At 53.1% G+C, this 19,035-nt stretch carries 15 protein-coding genes and 1 tRNA gene; 10 read left to right on the forward strand and 6 right to left on the reverse strand.

What is annotated here, in order from left to right; genetic code table 11:
• Positions 1–3 precede the first annotated feature (3 nt).
• The 4 genes from C7120_RS02865 to C7120_RS02880 all read left to right on the forward strand — a co-directional run bounded on the left by C7120_RS02865 (position 4) and on the right by C7120_RS02880 (position 9,183).
• Entirely contained in the window at positions 4–1,518 is a 1,515-nt protein-coding gene (locus C7120_RS02865; protein WP_107620267.1) for a glutamine synthetase family protein, read from the forward strand.
• Between the two features lie 268 nt (positions 1,519–1,786).
• Entirely contained in the window at positions 1,787–7,258 is a 5,472-nt protein-coding gene (locus tag C7120_RS02870; RefSeq protein WP_107620268.1) for an alpha-2-macroglobulin family protein, read from the forward strand.
• Positions 7,259–7,261: 3 nt separating this feature from the next.
• Complete coding sequence (locus C7120_RS02875) at positions 7,262–8,323, forward strand: DUF1573 domain-containing protein (protein WP_107620269.1); 1,062 nt, start codon at positions 7,262–7,264, stop codon at positions 8,321–8,323.
• A complete protein-coding gene (locus tag C7120_RS02880; protein ID WP_107620270.1) occupies positions 8,320–9,183 on the forward strand; it encodes a 4-hydroxy-3-methylbut-2-enyl diphosphate reductase in 864 nt (287 codons plus the stop codon). Before C7120_RS02875 ends, C7120_RS02880 begins: the two co-directional genes overlap by 4 nt.
• 27 nt (positions 9,184–9,210) lie before the next feature.
• Here the strand turns inward: C7120_RS02880 and C7120_RS02885 are convergent, their stop codons facing one another.
• The 4 genes from C7120_RS02885 to porQ form a co-directional block, all read right to left on the reverse strand.
• The gene (locus tag C7120_RS02885; protein ID WP_107620271.1) at positions 9,211–9,882 is read right to left on the reverse strand and encodes a hypothetical protein; all 672 of its coding nucleotides are present in this window, start codon (positions 9,880–9,882) and stop codon (positions 9,211–9,213) included.
• A 47-nt stretch (positions 9,883–9,929) separates the two neighbouring features.
• A complete protein-coding gene (locus C7120_RS02890) occupies positions 9,930–10,718 on the reverse strand; it encodes a hypothetical protein (RefSeq protein WP_107620272.1) in 789 nt (262 codons plus the stop codon).
• A gap of 630 nt (positions 10,719–11,348) precedes the next feature.
• The gene (cmk, locus tag C7120_RS02895) at positions 11,349–12,041 is read right to left on the reverse strand and encodes a (d)CMP kinase (RefSeq protein ID WP_107620273.1); all 693 of its coding nucleotides are present in this window, start codon (positions 12,039–12,041) and stop codon (positions 11,349–11,351) included.
• Between the two features lie 4 nt (positions 12,042–12,045).
• Positions 12,046–12,993, reverse strand: coding sequence for a type IX secretion system protein PorQ (gene porQ / locus C7120_RS02900; protein WP_107620274.1), 948 nt, complete (start codon positions 12,991–12,993; stop codon positions 12,046–12,048).
• Positions 12,994–13,095: 102 nt separating this feature from the next.
• Between porQ and C7120_RS02905 the strand changes: the two genes are divergently transcribed.
• The 6 genes from C7120_RS02905 to C7120_RS02930 all read left to right on the forward strand — a co-directional run bounded on the left by C7120_RS02905 (position 13,096) and on the right by C7120_RS02930 (position 16,928).
• Positions 13,096–13,815 carry an energy transducer TonB gene (locus tag C7120_RS02905; protein WP_233247001.1) on the forward strand — a complete coding sequence of 240 codons (720 nt, stop codon included), beginning with the start codon at positions 13,096–13,098 and terminating at the stop codon, positions 13,813–13,815.
• A gap of 15 nt (positions 13,816–13,830) precedes the next feature.
• Positions 13,831–14,805, forward strand: coding sequence for a polyprenyl synthetase family protein (locus C7120_RS02910; RefSeq protein WP_107620275.1), 975 nt, complete (start codon positions 13,831–13,833; stop codon positions 14,803–14,805).
• Between the two features lie 79 nt (positions 14,806–14,884).
• Positions 14,885–15,583, forward strand: a complete 699-nt coding sequence (locus C7120_RS02915; protein ID WP_107620276.1) for a hypothetical protein — start codon at positions 14,885–14,887, stop codon at positions 15,581–15,583.
• 18 nt (positions 15,584–15,601) lie between these two features.
• On the forward strand, positions 15,602–16,408 hold the full coding sequence (locus C7120_RS02920; protein WP_107620277.1) for a TatD family hydrolase: 807 nt from the start codon (positions 15,602–15,604) through the stop codon (positions 16,406–16,408).
• Positions 16,409–16,411: 3 nt separating this feature from the next.
• The gene (locus C7120_RS02925) at positions 16,412–16,765 is read left to right on the forward strand and encodes an MmcQ/YjbR family DNA-binding protein (protein WP_107620278.1); all 354 of its coding nucleotides are present in this window, start codon (positions 16,412–16,414) and stop codon (positions 16,763–16,765) included.
• Positions 16,766–16,840: 75 nt separating this feature from the next.
• Positions 16,841–16,928, forward strand: a tRNA-Ser gene (locus C7120_RS02930).
• 357 nt (positions 16,929–17,285) lie between these two features.
• Here the strand turns inward: C7120_RS02930 and C7120_RS02940 are convergent.
• Entirely contained in the window at positions 17,286–18,365 is a 1,080-nt protein-coding gene (locus C7120_RS02940; protein ID WP_107620279.1) for a relaxase/mobilization nuclease domain-containing protein, read from the reverse strand.
• The gene (locus tag C7120_RS02945; RefSeq protein WP_004384745.1) at positions 18,349–18,780 is read right to left on the reverse strand and encodes a hypothetical protein; all 432 of its coding nucleotides are present in this window, start codon (positions 18,778–18,780) and stop codon (positions 18,349–18,351) included. Before C7120_RS02945 ends, C7120_RS02940 begins: the two co-directional genes overlap by 17 nt.
• Positions 18,781–19,035 lie beyond the last annotated feature (255 nt).

A 19,035-nucleotide genomic window follows, 5' to 3' on the forward strand; every position in this document is an offset into this window, starting at 1 on the left:
TTTATGGAAAATCCCAAACTACAGATGTGCCCCAACAGGGTGGTCGCTTTCCTGCGGAAAGAGCCTCGCGAGTTCACTAAGGACGACATTATCAGCTTTATCCAGGCCAACGACATTCGCATGGTCAACTTCATGTATCCGGGCGGAGACGGGAAGTTGAAGACCCTGAACTTCGTGATCAATGATCTTGATTACCTCAGTACGATCCTCTCCTGCGGAGAGCGTGTGGACGGGTCGAGCCTCTTCGACTTCATAGAAGCCGCCAGCAGCGACCTCTATGTGGTGCCTCGCTACTCCACGGCATTCGTCGACCCCTTTGCCGAAATCCCCACTTTAGACTTGCTCTGTGAGTTTTATGACCGCAACGGGAAGCCCTTGGCCAATTCTCCTGAAAAGACCCTGAAGAAAGCGCAGCAACTCCTTCTGGAAAAGACAGGCATTGAGTTTGACGCCATGGGCGAATTGGAATACTATGTCATACGGCCCGCCGAAGCGGTCTATCCCGCCCTTGACCAGCACGGCTATCATGAGTCGATGCCCTATGCGAAGACCAACGACTTCCGTGCACGCTGCATGGACATCGTGGCGCGGTGCGGCGGGCAGATTAAGTATGGGCATTCCGAGGTGGGCAACTTCACTCTGGACGGCCTTACCTATGAGCAGAACGAGATAGAGTTTCTGCCCGTGCCTTGCCTGGAGGCGGCCGACCAGTTGCTCATAGCCAAGTGGGTGATTCGCAATGAGGCCTATCGTGAGGGGCTGGATGTAACCTTTGCTCCCAAGATCACCGTGGGCGAGGCCGGCTCGGGCCTGCATATCCACATGCGACTGATGAAGGACGGCCGCAGCGTGATGACCCGTCCCGATGGCAGCCTCACCGACGAGGCCCGCCGGGGAATAGCCGGGCTGATGGATCTTGCCCCGTCTATCACGGCTTTCGGCAACAAGAATCCTACTTCCTATTTCCGTCTGGTTCCTCACCAGGAGGCTCCCACGAATGTCTGCTGGGGCGTGAGCAACCGCTCGGCACTGGTGCGCGTGCCGCTGGGGTGGACGGCCGGCGTGAACATGAGTGCCGAGGCCAATCCGCAGGACCCCTTGTCGGGTGCTGACCTTGACATCTCCGGCAAGCAGACTTTCGAGATTCGCAGCGGCGACGGAAGTGCCGATGTCTATCAGTTCATCGCGAGCCTCTGCGTCGCCATCCGTCATGGATTCGAGATGCCGGATGCCCTCGAGGTGGCGGAGCGGACTTTCGTCGACGGAAATATCCACGACGAGCGGCTTTCTGAGAAGTTTTCCAGACTCGCGTCGCTGCCCGACAGTTGCTGGGCTTCTGCCGAATGTCTTGAGAAACAGCGTACTATCTATGAGGAATATGGTGTCTTCAGCAAGTCGATGATTGATGCTATTGGGCGCCAACTCAAGTCTTTCGGAGACAGAACCCTAAGGGCTGAGATTGCGAACGACAAGGAGAAGGTGGGACAACTTGTGGCTCGCTTCTTCCAATGTGGATAGGATGAAGGATGCGGGAGACGGCCTCCCGTCTGACGAAATCGGCGATTTTGTCCTACAATTTCGCCGATTTCGTCGTACAATCTCGCCGATTTCGTCAGGCTGCCAGCCATCAGTTGGGGAGTGAAAAAAGTCTAAAAGCATGACTTTTTATCCGGAGCCCGTTTCAGATTCATTGTTTTTTTGTTATCTTTGCGTAATAATCGCTTCTCCAGAAGCAAGTTTTTGCCTGGGTCGGCGTTTAAGAATTAAATCTTAAAAAGATAGAGATATGAAACATATAGTCGGTTTAATGGCCATGCTGCTATGCATGTTGCCCTTGTCAATGAACGCGGATAACTATACTCAGTTGTGGAAACAGTTTGAGCAGACACGAGAGAAAGACCTGCCGAAGACCGGACTTCAGGTGCTGGAGAAAATTTCCCGGATGGCAACGCGAGAGAAAGCCTACGGTCATCTGGTGAAAGCCCAGCTGCTCACCGTCAGCCTTCAGGCTGCCATTTCGGGAGATTCCCTCCAGCCGGCGAGGGCCCGTCTGGAGGCTCTGGAGCAGAAGACGACCGACAAGGCGCTGAAGGCGGTCTACGATGTGGCCATCGGGAAGATGTATGAGGACGACTACGAGAATGAGGAGCGGGAAGTCCGGCGCGATGAATACTATGCCCGTGCCATGGAGAATCCCGACGCGCTGGCGGCCATTCAGGACCTGGCCTATTCGCCGCTGGTGGAGGTGGGCGTAGACAGCAAGATCTTCCATCACGACTTGCTGCATGTCATCGGTTTCGAGACCGAGGCCTATGCCGTGCTCCATAAGTACTATGAGGCCAAGGGCAATCGCCCCGCGGCCTGTTATACGGCCCTGAAACTCGACGAGCGGGAGGCCAAGACCGACAAGCGGAGGATGGCTTCTCTCGACTCTCTCCTCCGTCTTTACGGCGACTTGCCGATAGCCTGCGAGGTGGCAATCGCTCGTTACGACCTCATGGCGGACGGCAGCACGGCAGCCAACAAGGCGCGCTTCGACTATCTCAACGAGGCCATCAGGAAATGGAAGGACTATCCCCGCGCGAATATCTTGCGGAACAACCTGAGCCAGCTCACGCAGCCGGAGTTCTCCGTCAATGTCAGGAAGACGCTCTTGCTGCCGGGCCGGGAACAGCAGTTGGAAATCGATCTCGCCCGCAACATCCGTGAACTCACCATGAAGGTGTATCGCGTGAATGCGAAATCCGTAACTCCCGGCAATATCGTTGATGAGAAAGTGTTGGCCCGCTTGGCGGCGGAAGGCAAGCTTGTGGCCGATGCCGTACAGACGAAGAGTTTTGCCGGGCACCCTGCCTATGAAGAGATGAAGGACTCCATCACGCTCAAGGGACTGCCTTTAGGTGCCTATATCCTTGAGTTTCAGGTCGACAACAAGAGCGTGAAGCCCGACAGAATGCTCGTCAGGGTAAGCAATTTGTTGCCTGTCTGGACCCGGTTGCCTGACCAGTCAGTGCGCGTAGCCGTGCTGAATGCCACTACCGGAGAGCCTGTTCCTCATGCCCAGTTGACATTGAACAATCCGCGAGCAAAGACGAGGATGGATGTTACGACCGACGCAAACGGCGAATATCTCTTCCAGAAACCGGATTATCCTTATATCCGTGCTTTCAAGGACGAAGACCGATATGGCCCGAGGCAGTCGTTTCGTTCAACCTTCAACTACTTTGATGCCACAGGCTCATCGAATTTTGCTAAACTCTATTCCGACCGTGCGCTGTATCGGCCCGGACAGACGGTGCATGTGGCCATGGTGGCCTATAACAGGTCGGGACATGCGGAGCTGAATGTGCTTCGGCATAAGCCATACACCCTGACCCTCTACGATGCCAATCATAAGGAGGTGGAGCGGAAAGAAGTTACCACCGATGAGTTTGGCTCGGCCTCTGCCGACTTCATCCTGCCCGCCGGCAGACTGACGGGACGGTTCTCGGTGCGGACGGAGAATGGAGCCGTATACTTTAGCGTGGAGGAGTATAAGCGTCCCACCTTCGAGGTGGAGTTTGACGCCTATAAAGAGAAATATGAAGCCGGCGACACCATCACGCTGAAGGGAAAGGCGCGAAGCTATGCGGGCATGCCCGTGCAGGGTGCCAAGGTGGCCTATCAGATATCGCGAACCCACTCGTTCTGGTGGCGCTATTGGCGTGAAAACGACGGGGATTTCGGGGTGCTCAAGCGGGATACCGCGGTTACCGACGACAAGGGGGAATTCAAGATTCGCGTCCCTATGGTATTGCCGCAACGACACGATGGAACGCCGATCTTCTGCAATATATCCGTAGAAGCTACCGTAACCGATCTCACCGGGGAGTCGCATGACGGCGTGGCAAGGCTGCCGCTCGGCTCAAGAGCTACTGCCTTCAGCGCCAATCTGCCAGTCCGTGAACTCAAGGACAGCCTGCGCACCCTCACCTTCAGCTATCTTAACAATGCCGGGAAGGAAATTCCCGGGACGGTGGCTTACACCATCGACAACCGGACATATACCGCCAAGGCCAATGAGGAAGTGGATGTCAGCCGGCAGGTGGCGGCCCTGCAATCGGGCAAGCACCATCTGCGTGCCGTGTGCGGGAATGATACGATCGAGCGAGACTTTGTCATCTTCTCCCTGCAAGACAAGAAGGCCGTGGAGGAAACGCATGACTGGTTCTATCAAACGGCCGAGGAGTTTCCCCGCGACGGCAGCCCCGTATACATCCAGCTGGGCTCTTCCGACGCGGTGCAGCATGTGGTCTACACAATCTTTTGTGGCAAGAAGGTCCTCGAAAACGGAGCGCTCGACCTGCACGGAGAGCTCTATACCCGCTCGTTCACTTATAAGCCTGAGTATGAAAACGGGCTCACGCTCAACTACGCATGGGTGAAAGAGGGCGTTGTCTACCGCCATCATGTGCAGATTCGCAAGCCGCTGCCCGACAGGCGGCTCCTCTTGAAGTGGACCACCTTCCGCGACAAGCTCGTGCCCGGGCAGCAGGAAGAGTGGGCGCTGAATATCACCCGTCCGGGCGCCAAGGCCGCCAAGGCCCAGCTTTATGCCACGCTCTTCGACAAATCGCTTGATCAAATCCGCAAGCATAACTGGAGTTTCTATCCCTCTATCTTCTTCACTTATCCCCAGGAGGCATGGCGGATGGGCTACAGAAGCCCCGTCTCTGTCGGTTCGGCGTTACCGCTGAACTGGCTGGCGGCCACAGAACTGAGGTTCTCACATCTTCAGGAACTTTCTTATCTATGTGGTGAGGCCTCATTTGCGGTGCGTAATGATGTGGCTTTGGCAGGTCTGAACCAGGAGGTTCTCATGGCGCCCATGGCCAAGAAGACCCACACTGGGGCTATTCGGGCAGATGTTGTGGTCCGTGGCTTGGGAGCTTCTTCCGCAGAGACCGCTTTGAACGAAAGTCCCGTCGCCGGCTATGGCACGCAGGACAAGGAGCGTAACGGCGTGGACGGGAAAGCCTCGGAGCAGACCGTAGGCCAAGTGCGCGAGAACCTGAACGAGACGGCATTCTTCTATCCGAATCTTGAGACCGACGCCCAGGGCAATGTGAAAATCAAGTTCACGCTGCCCGAGAGCATCACCACATGGCGCTTTATCGGCTTTGCCCACGACAGCCGGATGAACTATGGATTCCTCGAGGGGGAGGCCGTGGCCAAGAAGACGGTGATGGTGCAGCCCAATCTGCCGCGCTTCCTGCGGGTAGGCGACAAGGCGACCATCAGCAGCAGGATATTCAACACGACCTCCGAGGCTGTCTCAGGGACGGCAACGGTGCAGCTCCTTGACGCCGAGACGCAGAAGGTGGTCTATGAGGAGACTGCCAAATACCGCATTCCCGCCAACGGAACGACGAGCGTGAGGTTCGGCTATAAGCCCGAATCGGCCGACAGGATGCTTGTTTGCAGGATCATGGCAAGCGGGAAGAACTACAGCGACGGCGAGCAGCACTACCTACCGATACTGCCGGACATGGAACTCGTAACGAATACCGTGCCCTTTACGCAGAACGGCGCGGGCACCAAGACGATAGACCTCGGCAAGCTCTTCCCCGTGAAACGCGACGACAACAGGCTCATCGTGGAGTATGCCGACAACCCCGCATGGCTGATGGTGCAGGCTTTGCCCTATGTGGGAGATGTCGATGAGCGCAACGCCATCTCGCTGACGGCAGCCTACTATGCCAACTCCATAGCCTCAAACCTGCTCCACCAGAGCCCTGTCATCAAGCGGACGATCGACCCTTGGCGGCAGGAAAAAGGCAAGGAGACCGCCCTGATGAGCAGTCTGGAGAAGAATCAGGATCTCAAGTCGATGCTCCTCGAGGAGACTCCGTGGGTCATGGATGCCGAGAAGGAGGACGAACAGAAGCGGCAACTCATCAATTTCTTCGACGAGAACACGATTTCCATGCGTCTGAACAAAATACTCGACGACCTCAAGAAGCTGCAGCGACTCGACGGATCATTCTCTTGGTGGCCGGGCATGCAGGGCTCCCCATACATGACAATGGCAGTTACGAAGATGCTCACGCGCCTTGACAGGATGATCGGCAAGCAGGAGCAGACCCGCCGGATGCAGGCTCGGGCTTTCGGATTCTTGGACAAGAGAATGAGCGCCTATGTCGCCGAGCTGAAAAGACAGGAGAAGAAAGGGGCGAAAAACCTTGTTCCCAGTGAGTTGGCCTGCGACTATCTCTATTGCAACGCGCTGGCCGGGAGGGAGAAGACGGCCGACATCGACTATCTGCTGAACCTCTTCGTGAAGCAGCCGGCAGAGCATACCATCTACGGAAAGGCCAACGGTGCCGTCATCCTAAGCCTCTACGGCAAGTCCTCCAAGGCGCTGGAATACCTGCAAAGTCTGAGGGAATACACCGTTTACAAGGAGGAGATGGGCCGCTATTTCGATACTCCGAAGGCGCAATACAGCTGGTTCGACTACCGCATTCCTTCCCAGGTGGCGGCCATCGAGGCAATGAAGCAGCTTCAGCCGACCGAGAGGCAGACCATCGAGGAGATGCAGCGGTGGCTCTTGCAGGAAAAGCGCACGCAGAGTTGGGATACTCCTCTCAACAGCGTCAACGCCGTCTATGCCTTCCTGGACGGACAGACAGATAAGCTCACGCCGGCAAACGACGCTCCGGCCGTATTGGAAGTGGATGGCAAGGAATTGTCGGCCGACCACCGAAGTGCTGCCATCGGCTATGTGAAAGGCAGTTATCAGGGAGCCGACCTGCGGCAGTTTACGGCCCGAAAAACCACCGGCCATACCAGTTGGGGCGCCGTCTATGCCCAGTTCATGCAAAAGGCCGCCGAGGTGCGGAATGTTTCCGCCGGCCTGACCGTCAGGCGTGAGCTTCTCAACGAGGGGCGGCAAATCAAGGTGGGAGACAAGGTGAAGGTGCGCATCACTATCACCGCCGACCGAGACTATGACTTCGTGCAGGTGCAGGACAAGCGTGCGGCATGTATGGAACCCGTCGGACAGATCAGCGGCTATCATTGGGGCTACTACTGCGCGCCGAAGGATAATGCCACGAACTATTACTTCGACCGTCTTGCCAAGGGTAAGCATGTGGTGGAGACCGAGTATTATATCGACCGTGAGGGGAACTACCAGACCGGCACTTGCACCGTGCAGTGTGCCTACAGTCCGGAGTTCATGGCCCGGGAGGCTGCCAAGAACATGAATGTGAAATAGAATATGCGAAAACAGATTATATTAGGAGTTTTGTTGCTGCTGTCTTCCCTAGGGGCTCCGGCACAGAAAGTGGAGACTAAGCAAAGTGTGATAGACTGCGGGCAGATACTCTTCCAGCGACCTGTAAGCGTGGAGTTTGAACTGCAAAACAAAGGTGGCAGGCCGCTTTACATCCGCGATGTGAAGACCAGTTGCGGTTGTGCCACGGCCTCTTACCCGCGAAACGCCATCCCGCAGGGTGAGAGCTTCAAGGTGAGTGCCACCTACGACGCCCAGCAGTTGGGGCATTTCGAAAAGATCATAGCCGTTTACAGCAATGCGGGCAGCAAGCCGTTGCTGCTCACCTTGCGCGGTCATGTCGTAACCGAGGTTGTCGACTATGCGGGCGACTATCCCTTCAAGCTCGGGCAGTTGAGCACGGATGTCAACGATATCGAGTTCGATGATGTCAACCGCGGCGATCGTCCGATCAAGCGGATACATGTGTTCAATTCGTCGTCGCAAACCGCCGAGCCGCAGGTGATGCACATGCCGCCCTATCTGAAGGCAGAGGTGTCGCCGTCGCGGATTGCCGCGGGGCATGCCGGTGTCATCACCCTTTACCTCGATTCGCACCATATCCGTAACCTGGGATTGAATAAGACCTCTGTCTATTTAGGTGCCTATCCGGGCGATAAGGTCTCTGAAGACAAGGAGATCACGCTCTCGGCCGTACTGCTTCCCAGCTTTGAGAATTTCAATGAGTCGACGCGGGAATTCATGCCGAGGCTCGCTCTGTCGGCCCGCGAGCTCAGCCTTGCCTTGAACGGGAAGGCTAAGAGGAGAGGGGAGATAGAGATTGAGAACAAGGGTCGTACCACTCTGGAGATCCGCAGCCTGCAAATGTTCACCGAGGGACTTGAAGTTTCGTTGAGTGATAAGAAGATTGAGCCGGGTGAAACAGCGAAATTGAAGGTTACGGCCATTGCCAGCCATCTGAAAAAGGCCCGCTCAAAGCCCCGCATCCTGATAATAACCAACGACCCCGACAATGCCAAGGTGGTGATAACCATTCATGTGGAATGATCCAGATAGAGATAGACAGCGGCAGTGGATTCTGCTTTGGGGTAACCACGGCCATCAAGAAAGCCGAGGAAGAACTTGCTGCGGGAAAAACCCTTTATTGTCTCGGCGACATCGTGCACAATAGTATGGAGGTGGAGCGGCTGCACTCCAAGGGACTGGTAACCATCAACCATGACCAGATGCGGGAGCTGCACGATGTGAAGGTGTTGCTCCGAGCCCACGGCGAACCGCCCGAAACCTACGAGCTGGCTCGCAGGAACAACATCGAAATCATAGACGCCACCTGCCCCGTAGTGCTTCAGTTGCAGCGGCGCATCAAGCGTCAGAACGACAATAGCCAGCCGGCGCAGATCGTGATCTTCGGCAAAACGGGACATGCCGAGGTGCTGGGGCTGGTGGGACAGACGCATGGGCGCGCCATCGTGGTGGAAAACCTTGAGGATGTGAAGGGCCTCGACTTCTCCCGCGACATCTATCTCTATTCACAGACCACAAAGTCGCTCGACGAGTTTCACCGCATCATCGAGTATATCCAGACGCATATCCGCGGGGGGGCTACCTTCCGGAGTTTCGACACCATCTGCCGACAGGTGGCCAATAGGATGCCTAACATCGCCTCGTTTGCCGCAAGACACGATCTGGTATTGTTCGTCAGCGGGCGGAAAAGCTCCAACGGGAAGGTGCTTTTTCATGAGTGTCGTAGCGTAAACCCTAATTCCTATCAGATAGAAAGCCCCGGAGAGATTGACATGCGGTGGCTCGACGGCGTGCGGACCATCGGCATTTGTGGGGCCACGAGCACCCCGAAATGGCTCATGGAGCAGTGCCGGGACTATATTCTGGCCCGTGTGGAGACTTGATTTTGCCGGGGGCGACGCATGGGCGGGCTAAGTTGTCCGGTCTTGCCGTCGGCTCCTTCTTCTCTGGTTCTTGAGGCCGGGTATGGACAAACCGACCTTCCAGAAGCCATAGAGCGCGCCGAAAGTCAGCAAAAGGCATAGTATTCCCGCCGTGATATAGGCATACTTGCGGGTCTGCCAATAGAAGTCTTCATTGCTGATGAGATTAGGTTTTGCCGGTGAAAGGTTCTTTGAGAGTTCGGAGAGGTTGTCGAACCGGCGTATATTCCCAGTTTTCAGGTTGAAAATGAAATATCTTCCATCCTTCCCGGTCCATCTACTGCCTATCAGGGAATCATCTCTCAACTCCACTCTTTCTATGCCGTCCAGGACGATCTCTCCGTCTTCCTTTGTAACGGATGCCGATTCCGGTAGGTCGACGGAGCTCAGTTCATAGCCATATCTGAGTGGGGCCACCCAGCTGTCGCCTATGCCCGGGTCTATATGGAGCACCATCGCTATGACCGACATGCAGATTAGGCTGCAGGCGGCATAGCTGAAAATCGCCACGCCGGGTGAGCAGAAGGCAAGGAGCAGCTTCCTTCCCTTGTTCGCTCCCTGGGCGACAAGGACCGCGATGAGCAGCGCGACGAGCCCTGCCAGCAAGGCGATGCCGGAGAGGATAATTATCCAGAAGAGTAAGACAAACAGTATACCCATGTCCTTAGTTCCTTGTCTTGTTAGGCGGATTTACCTGTCGATAAGGGTCAGGGGAAAGAGATCGTGGCGCTTTCGGTCTCCCCGTTTAGCGAGCGCAGCAGTTTCATCTTGACGATGCCGCCGTGAAAATAGCTTCCCGCGGGGAATACCGGCTCGGAACCGAAGTGCATCTTCGGGTCATAGGCCTTCAGGTCGGCAATCGCGCAGTCCCATGCCGCATAGCCTAATCTCGGACCGCTGGCCGTGGTGCTGCTGTTCCCGTTGAGTGTATAGACCCAAGTGGTGCGTGGCTGGGGTGTCTTCTGGTGCGACGGATAATAGGGAATGTCGTCCTTGGTAGCCACTTTCATGCGCAGGTCAAGGTCGCTTTCGAGCGATGTGTAGATAGACGGAACCAGCGTTGCCATCCGCCCTTTGAGGGTATAGAGGTTGTCTCCGGCATGCCGCAGGGTGTAGGCAAGGTTCTCTTCCGATAGCTTGACGGTCCATTCCGCGTCCGCGGCAGTGAGTTGTTTGTTGCCCGTATGGATGACGATGCCCATTGAATAATGGTTTGTGGTGATGGTTCCCTTCTCTCTGTCTATCATGGGAGCCGTGTTGCGGAAATACTTTTCCAGATACTCTTTCTGCAAGTTGGGGTTGCCTTCCGCCGCAAGATAGAGGTCGCAGGCAAACACCTTGTTCAGCTGGTCGATCATGTCCGTGTAAGTGCGGGCCAGTACCGTTTCGGGTTGCGGGGCAGATTCTCCTCGGTTTTCACTTTCTTCGGAGCATGATATCGACGCGGACGCTATCACGAGGGATAGCAGGATGTTGGGCAGCGTGTTCTTTCTCATTGGTGATGTCTTTGGTTGATGGAGTGCTGTTTGTTTATAATCACGCCCCCGTTTTCTGCTACGGGGTTCTGTCCGTGATGCTGCAAATATACGATAATCTGACGACAATGGCAAGAAACGAGGACGAAAAGTGATAAAACAAACCATCTTCGCAGGACCTGCTGACATCTCGCCGACTGGGCGGTAGTGGCTTTCGGGAGGATTACACGCTGTTTGTAATGGGATTACACGCTGCTTGTAACATCGTTACACGCCGCTTGTAATTTTAGCGCAAACTGCCTGTCCTCCTGCCAAGGGTCGCTTTCTGTCTGGCCGGATGCCGCGCGCCGTCTTTCCGGAAACTTGCCAGGGGCGTGATCAAGGTGGGAACAACGAAAAAGGACGGCATCTCACGATGGCGCCCCTCATAAAAAAAACAGTAATTAACTCAAAATTTATAATCTATATTTTGTCTGATATTTCAGTCTCTTTTACGATTTCTTATCTTGTTGCTACTTAAATTCTATTTCTATAAAACTAATAGGAATAAAAACTTAATAGTTCCTATTTCCTGCTGCAAAGATACAAATAATTTTGATTCGACCAAAATTTATTCGATAAATTTACAGTTTTTTTTAGTATGCGGGGTGATTATTCCCGCATTTTCTCCTGATATTGTTCCATTAGCCAGGCCTTTTGCTCTGCGATGGTCATGTGGCTGTTATCGAGCTCGATGGCGTCTCCGGCTTTCCTGAGAGGTGAAATCTCACGATGGGAATCTATATAGTCGCGTTCCTCCACATTCTTCAGGATGTCGTCAAAGTCGGCCGGCATGCCCTTGGCATTCAGCTCGTCGAAGCGGCGTCGGGCACGGACCTCGGCACTCGCTGTTACGAAAACCTTGAGTTCTGCGTCTGGAAAGACGGTGGTGCCGATGTCTCTTCCATCCATTACGATGCCTTTTTCCCTGCCCATTTGCTGTTGCCGGGCAACGAGCGCCTTGCGGACGAAGGGGAGTGCGGCTATCGGACTTACATGGTTGCTTACTTTGAGGGAGCGGATTTCCTGCTCTACAGGCTCATTATTTAAATAGGTATCGGGGCGTCCGGTTTGCTGATTAAACTTGAAACTGATATTGATCCGGGGCATCTGCTTCTCCAATTCGCGGGCCCGGATCGTGCCATCGGAATCGAAGAGGCCGTTGCGGAGGGCATAGAGCGTTACCGCACGATACATGGCACCTGTGTCTACATAGATATAGCCGATTTCCTTGGCCAGGTCTTTGGCCATCGTGCTCTTGCCGCACGATGAGAAACCGTCGATGGCGATGATGATTTTCCTCATGATTCTAAAGTGTATATGCTAAGTTTACGATGAAGGAATTGCTCGATACATGATATTTGGCATAGGCCAGGTTGATCTTGAAACGGTCGAGATTGATGCCCGCTCCGCAAGAGAGACCTGCCCCGTGGCTGCTCTTGGTGCTGTCGCTGCCGAGGATTTTCATCTCGTTGGCGCGGCGGAAATTATATCCCCCGCCTACCCAGATGTTGTCGCTGAGGAGGAGGTCCACGCCCGCCACGAGGTGATAGAGGAACTGATAGTCCCAATGGTTGAGGTCGATGAGCGAGGCCGAAACGCGGAAGGGAGTGTGCAGGAGGCGCTTGCTCACACCGGCCTGGACATCGATGGGCATCTTCTCAAACCGGTCGTTATAGGCCTTGAGCTGGCCTCCGAGGTTCTTCGCGACCAGCGACAGCGACCATTCCCGATCCGGGTCGTAGTAGTTCAGGCCGAGATCTATGCCCATGGCGATGGAGTTGTAGCTGCCGATATATGAGGTGATGAACTTGGCCGCGATACCTCCGGCTACACGATCGCCAAGCATATAACTGAAATATCCTGCTATCGAGATGTCCTTTGCGCTGAATTCACCACTCTGCACATTGTTCTCGTCAACTTCTTTCATGGTTCCGTAGTTGATATACTGTGCCGAAACGGCCACGGTGGCACGGTCGCGAATAGTCTTGTTGAATGCCGCACTGGCCGTATTCGCACCTTTCATATAGTTCATATAATTCAGGTTGACGGTCTTGTCGCTTACCGACGACAGCAGGGCGGGATTGTTGAAGATCAGGGCCTCGTCGTCCTCGATGACCGTTATATTGTCCCCTCCCAGCGCCGCGGCATGCGCACTCACGGGCAGACGCAGGAAGTTATACTCCGTCTGACTCTCCTGGGCTGCCGCAAAAGTGGCAAAAAGGGTTAACAGGAGGGCAAAAACGCTTTTTTTCATTTAATTTTCCTAATTATTCGGCAAAGTTACACCTTTTTTCAAATATCTGCGTTATTTTTGTAATTGAATTCGTTTTCATAACGCGGAATCTATCTTTTTAGTGTGGCAGAACTGAAGAAATCAAACAAGGCGAATCTGGAGAACAAGAGGTGGCAGGGCTTCCTCTTGGGCTTGATAGTTGCCTGTTCGCTGTTCTTTATGGCTATGGAATACACCACTCGTCCCAAACAGGCAGATGCCGAGATGGAAGTAGACGAAGACTTCATAGAGGATTTGGAGCTTAAACTGAAGAAAGACAAGGACGACATGATATCCGTGGCCTCGCCGAAGCCGCCTCCCCCCGCGGTAACGGAGAAGGTGAAGGAGGCTGAAATGAGGCTGGCCGAGGCAGAAAAGATTTCTCCCAACACGAGCGATATCGAGGCGGGGGAGGGTGATGCGCTGAAAAAAGAGGCTACGGTGAAGGAAGCCGTGCCTGCGGTTCCATTGGTGGAGAACGACGATCCCTTGAGTTTCCGTGTCGTGCAGCAGATTCCCGAGTTCCCGGGAGGTATGGCCGCCTTCACCCAATGGCTCACCCAAAACCTGAAATATCCGCCCATGGCCCAGCAAAAGCATATAGAGGGGAAGGTTGTCGTCTCCTTTGTCATCAACAAGAACGGGTCGGTGTCTGACTTGAAGATTGAGCAGTCGGCCAATGATTCTCATCTCGACCAGGAGGCCTTGCGCGTGATGATGCGCATGCCGAAATGGAAACCGGGCCTGGAAAACGACAGGCCTTGTCGCACGATGATGGCCGTTCCGATTATTTTCGCAATTTAAAAACACTTTCATACTATGTTTACGCCAGAAGAATTATTGAATCGCTTCAATGAATACTTGGACAATTTGCCTTACGACCGCAAGCCCGAGTCGCTCTATGAGCCTGTCCGTTATGTCCTTTCCATGGGCGGAAAGCGCATCCGGCCTGTCTTGATGCTGTTGGCCTACAATCTTTTCAAGGACGATCCGGATACCATTCTTTCCTCGGCCTGTGCCTTGGAGACCTACCATAACTATACGCTCCTGCACGACGACCTGATGGACAATGCGCCGATGCGCCGCGGACATGAGACCGTGCACATGAAGTGGAATGCCGACACAGCCATCCTGAGCGGTGATTCGATGCTCGTCCTGGCCTATCAGCGCATGGCGGCATGTCGCCAAGACAAGCTCAAGGCCGTCATCGACTGCTTCACGGAGACAGCCCTTGAGATAGGCGAGGGGCAGCAATACGACATGGATTTCGAGGCTCGTACCGATGTCCGGGAAGAAGAATACATCGAGATGATTCGCCTGAAGACCAGCGTCCTCCTGGCCTGCGCACTCAAGATCGGCGCCCTTCTGGCAGATGCGCCAGAAGCGGATGCCGAGAACCTCTATCGCTTTGGCGAGCAAATTGGCCTGGCTTTCCAGCTGCAAGACGACTATCTGGATGTATACGGCGATCCTGCCGTCTTCGGGAAGGCTATCGGCGGAGACATTCTTTGTAACAAGAAGACCTATATGTTGATCAATGCCTTCAATCGTTCGGATGCCGCGCGGCATGAGGAACTGGAGCGTTGGGTGTCGGCCAAGGACTTCGATGCCCGGGAAAAGATCGCCGCGGTAACGCATCTGTATAACGAGATGGGCATTGATCAGGTTGCCCGCGACAAGATACAGTCTTATTTCGAGCGGAGCAAGAAGTATCTCGATGCCGTCAATCTCCCTGCCGAGCGCAAGAAGCTGCTTGCTGGCTATGCCGAACAAATGATGCACAGAGAAAGGTAGACCCTCTCCTCCAGCTTCCCTTAGATGGGTCGGATGCGTGTAAAACATTGAATCCCAAAAATAAATTATTTCACAATAAGTGCCCTACAGAAGATTACCCAAGAGTGATGCAGCCCGTCTGAAAGCCTTGAAGACGCTGCTTGACAACAACGATATCTATACCGCCCGCAACAGGTTTATCGACTGGAAAACGCTCAATATGGCCCAGCCGCTGTACGACCGGCTGCTGACGGCCACCGAACAGCTTCGCCTAAGTAAGCTGGCACTGAAGCGCTATAATACGCGCATGGGCAAACTACACCATAACGCGTGGATCTATGTGAGCCACTTCGTACAGGTGCTGATCATGAGCATGGAGCGTGGAGAAATCAGGCGCGGCCTTCTGGAGCTGTACGGTCTTCCGCAGGATGCCACAGCCGTGCCCGACATCACGACCTCCGGCAAGCTCATGGAGTGGGGAAAGAAGATTATCGAAGGCGAGAGGGCGCGCGTCAGGAAAGGTGGCCGGCCTATCTATAACCCCTCGCTGGGTATGCTGAATACCCATTACGATATCTTTGTCGATGCCGTGCGGCAGCAACAGGCTTTGCTGGAGCGCACGCAAAGAGATTCCGGCGACATTCAGGAACTCCGCCCCCAGGTAGACGAGGTGATACTCAACTTGTGGAATCAGATAGAGAAGCATTATGAGGGCGAGCCTCCCGAGACGCGTTTCGAGGCGTGTCGGAAGTTCGGGGTAATTTATTATTACCGCCGGCATGAGGAACATAATTATTAGGATTAAACTTTTAAGACATTGAATTTCATAGATACACACGCTCACTTAGACGCTGAGGAGTTTCGCGAGGACTTGCCGGAAGTCATCGCAAGGGCACGGGAAGCTGGTGTCAGCAAGGTCTTCCTGCCCTGCGTCAACCTGTCATCCATTCCGACAATGGAGGAGGCATGCCGCTCTTTTCCCGGCTATCTGTACCCCATGGTGGGGCTGCAACCCGAGGAAGTGGGTGCCGACTGGCAGGAAGTCTTGGGCCAGATGAAGCGCTATCTCGCCTCTAAGGAGGAACACCCCATGCTGGGTGGGGCTGAAATCCTTGCTGTCGGCGAGGTGGGACTCGACTTCTATTGGACGCGGGAGTTTGAGAAAGAACAGCTGGCAGCCTTCGAAGAACAGGTGAAGTGGGCCGTTGAGTACCGGCTCCCGTTGATGATACATTGCCGAAAGGCGCAGAACGAGCTCCTCCGCATTCTCAAGCTATATAGGAAAAACCTGGTGGGCGGCGTGTTCCATTGCTTCACCGGTAACGGCAGGGAGGCTCTCGAGCTGCTTTCGTTGGATGGCTTCATGCTCGGCATAGGCGGCGTGTCTACATTCAAGAGCAGTCATCTGCGGGAAGATCTGCCCGCCCATGTCCCTTTGAGTCGCATCGTTTTGGAGACCGACAGCCCCTATATGGCCCCGGTTCCCCATCGGGGCAGTCGTAACGAGAGCGGCTTTCTTGTTTCCGTCGTGCGTCAACTGGCCGAAAGCTACGGCGTAAGCGAGGAAGAAGTGGCCCGCCAGACGAATGAGAATGTGCGGCGAGTGTTTCATTTGGAAGAATAGGAAATGAATATAGAAGAAGTCCGGGCCTACGCCTTGTCCCTGAAAGGAGTAACAGAGGACATGCCTTTTGGGGAAGACTGCCTCACCTTCCGCGTCGGGCAGAAGATATTCATGTGTATTAACCTGGGCGCCCTTGGGTCTGTCATAGCTCTCAAGCTATTGCCCGAGACCAATGAGGAACTGCGGGAAGAGTTTGTGGGGATTACCCCTGCCTATCATTGGAACAAGAAACATTGGAGCGATGTCTCTCTCCAAAGTGATGTCCCGGACAAGTGCATCCATAGCCTGATTGATCAGTCTTATCACTTGGTAGTGAGCAAATTACCTAAGAATTTACGCCTGAGATGCGGACTTTGAATGTTTAAAGAAATTTAAATAGATGACCAAAAGCTTCTGATTCTCGAATAAAAACTATACTTTTGTAACCGATTTGGAGAGATGCTCGAGTGGCTGAAGAGGCACGCCTGGAAAGCGTGTAACCGTCTAAAGCGGTTCCGGGGTTCGAATCCCCGTCTCTCCGCGTTCGCAGACAGGCCGGCCGCTTATTTCCCGTAAATAAGCGGCCGGTTGTTGTTTTTCTCCCGAGAACTTAGGTTCTTGTATCCTCGAAATTGTCTACGGCGGTATTACATTATAAGATGATTTCTAAAACGTATCTAATTGAGAAAGAAGAAGTTACCTCGCTGTAAAAACTAAACAGGTAACGATTTGGAAACGAGCGAAGTACTTTCTATCGCATATTTCTACATCAACAAAGAACGCTTGTTATTCTATTTGCAAAGATAATCATTTGCTTTGAATAACAAGCGTTTTTGATAAGATTTTCACTCTTTTGCGTCATCTGTTGTTTGGAAAGATTGAAAAATGAGGAGAATGGTTATATTCCTCTTCCTCGTTTCTTCTTTTTCTTGGCTTGGTTTCTGAGTTTTCGTTGCCATACCGTCTCAGCATAATCATCGCCATGTGTCTGTGGATTGATAAGTCCACCTGCTCCCGAAATTATTTCTTCAGCAGCATTCAAGACAGTGCTTGCTACATTTCCTACGGCTTGTGCAATAGGTGAAGTTTCGTTTGCTTTTGTAGGCGGTGTGTACGAACGGCTGGGAGGAACAAGTTGATAGGCTGTATCCGGTTGGGGTTTGCTCTTTTCCTGCTTGTGCGCCATTATTTGAGCTTTTGTCATTATCTCCTTTGTTTCGGCTTTATTGCCTGCTTCAAAGTTCTTTTGCAAAGAACGGTAGCCGAACTCCCTGCCGATTTCGGAAGCCTTGAAGCTTTGTCCATTGAAGGAGAACTTCAAACCATATACTTTGCCCTGCTTGTTCTTCATGCGCTCTATGGCGATGTCGTTCTTATTTAGGTCGTAAAGAAACATTGAATGCCCTGTGATGCCTGTTCCTTTATACTTTTCAAGCAAGGTGTAGCAAATCTTTTGTACCTGCTGCTTCGTTTGCTCTCTCGTAGGATTGGATTTTGCTTTCTGATGCATCCTTTCAGCCTTTACTTCCTTTGCAATGGTCAAGCCTTTCGAGCGACTTATTTCCTCCGCCACTCTTGCTGCCCTGTTGCTTACAAAAGTGGTGTCATAGACCTCCCCATACAGGCTGATGCGGTTGGCAATGATATGGATATGCCTGTTATCGGTGTCCTTGTGCGTTACTGCTACCCATTGGTGGTTGTTAAGTCCCATTTGTTTGGCAAACAGATGGGCTATCCGCATGAGTTCAGATACGGGTAGTTTCTTCTCATCCTGAGGTGCTATACCGATTTCAATGCGGAGGAACTTGTTTCTGCAACGACTGTTATAATCGCTGACCACTTTCATTTCCTCATAGATTGCTTTCGGTTCTCTGCTGCAAAGATTGTGGAAGGCAAGCCGATTACCGAGCTTTCCCTCTCTGAAAATATAATCCAAAGCCGTGCTGCCATGCGCTATCGCCTTACATTTTCCTATCATCTCTCGACATATTTAAGACCTTATATATTTCGTCGTCCACACGAAAATGCGGGTCGTAAAATCGCTTAAATGCTTCTTTGGCACATAGCGAAAGGTTCTGTGTGATATGTACCCATCTCTCATCCTTGACTTTAATAAGGTTGGAAATCTGCCCATAGAACCTGCCCGTATGCTGGAGAATGGCAATGGCTTCTCTCTCATTGTCCGTCATCTTAGGAATGGCAACCACTTCTCCATTAAGGAGTATTTCACGGCAGTAGTCTGAGAACTTCCGTCTTGTGCTTTCCGCCTTTGACTTGATGCGCTGCTTTTCCTCTAAGGTGCATCTTACCTTGATGAACTCCGTCTTGTTCATCCTCGCTTCTTCTTTACCTCGTTGCTGCCATTTGGCAGTTCTGCTATCATATCTGTTCATATAAAAGTCCTCTTTTCTTTGTTTTCAATCTTGCTTAATTTCTGAACACTGACCGATGAGAACGGAGTGATTACGGTCTAATCTCCCCGACAATTAAACGAGGGGAGCAAGCGCAGTTTGTGGGTACAAACTGACGTCTTGCAATGTCAGCTAACGAAACGTTTACGCATAAAGCGTTTTGTCGTCCAAAAATGAATGCTATGCATTCAGAAGATTAACTGTGTTCGTGGCATTCCCACCATTCAATGTGTTCAG

Source organism: Prevotella sp. oral taxon 376, assembly GCF_003043945.1.
Classification (GTDB): domain Bacteria; phylum Bacteroidota; class Bacteroidia; order Bacteroidales; family Bacteroidaceae; genus Prevotella.

Excerpts from the sequence above, each read along its gene's own strand:
- C7120_RS02865 (WP_107620267.1), top strand. The coding sequence starts at position 4 with ATGGAAAATCCCAAACTACAGATGTGCCCCAACAGGGTGGTCGCTTTC.
- C7120_RS02870 (WP_107620268.1), top strand. The coding sequence starts at position 1,787 with ATGAAACATATAGTCGGTTTAATGGCCATGCTGCTATGCATGTTGCCC.
- C7120_RS02875 (WP_107620269.1), top strand. The coding sequence starts at position 7,262 with ATGCGAAAACAGATTATATTAGGAGTTTTGTTGCTGCTGTCTTCCCTA.
- C7120_RS02880 (WP_107620270.1), top strand. The coding sequence starts at position 8,320 with ATGATCCAGATAGAGATAGACAGCGGCAGTGGATTCTGCTTTGGGGTA.
- C7120_RS02885 (WP_107620271.1), bottom strand. The coding sequence starts at position 9,882 with ATGGGTATACTGTTTGTCTTACTCTTCTGGATAATTATCCTCTCCGGC.
- C7120_RS02890 (WP_107620272.1), bottom strand. The coding sequence starts at position 10,718 with ATGAGAAAGAACACGCTGCCCAACATCCTGCTATCCCTCGTGATAGCG.
- cmk (WP_107620273.1), bottom strand. The coding sequence starts at position 12,041 with ATGAGGAAAATCATCATCGCCATCGACGGTTTCTCATCGTGCGGCAAG.
- porQ (WP_107620274.1), bottom strand. The coding sequence starts at position 12,993 with ATGAAAAAAAGCGTTTTTGCCCTCCTGTTAACCCTTTTTGCCACTTTT.
- C7120_RS02910 (WP_107620275.1), top strand. The coding sequence starts at position 13,831 with ATGTTTACGCCAGAAGAATTATTGAATCGCTTCAATGAATACTTGGAC.
- C7120_RS02925 (WP_107620278.1), top strand. The coding sequence starts at position 16,412 with ATGAATATAGAAGAAGTCCGGGCCTACGCCTTGTCCCTGAAAGGAGTA.
- C7120_RS02940 (WP_107620279.1), bottom strand. The coding sequence starts at position 18,365 with ATGATAGGAAAATGTAAGGCGATAGCGCATGGCAGCACGGCTTTGGAT.
- C7120_RS02945 (WP_004384745.1), bottom strand. The coding sequence starts at position 18,780 with ATGAACAGATATGATAGCAGAACTGCCAAATGGCAGCAACGAGGTAAA.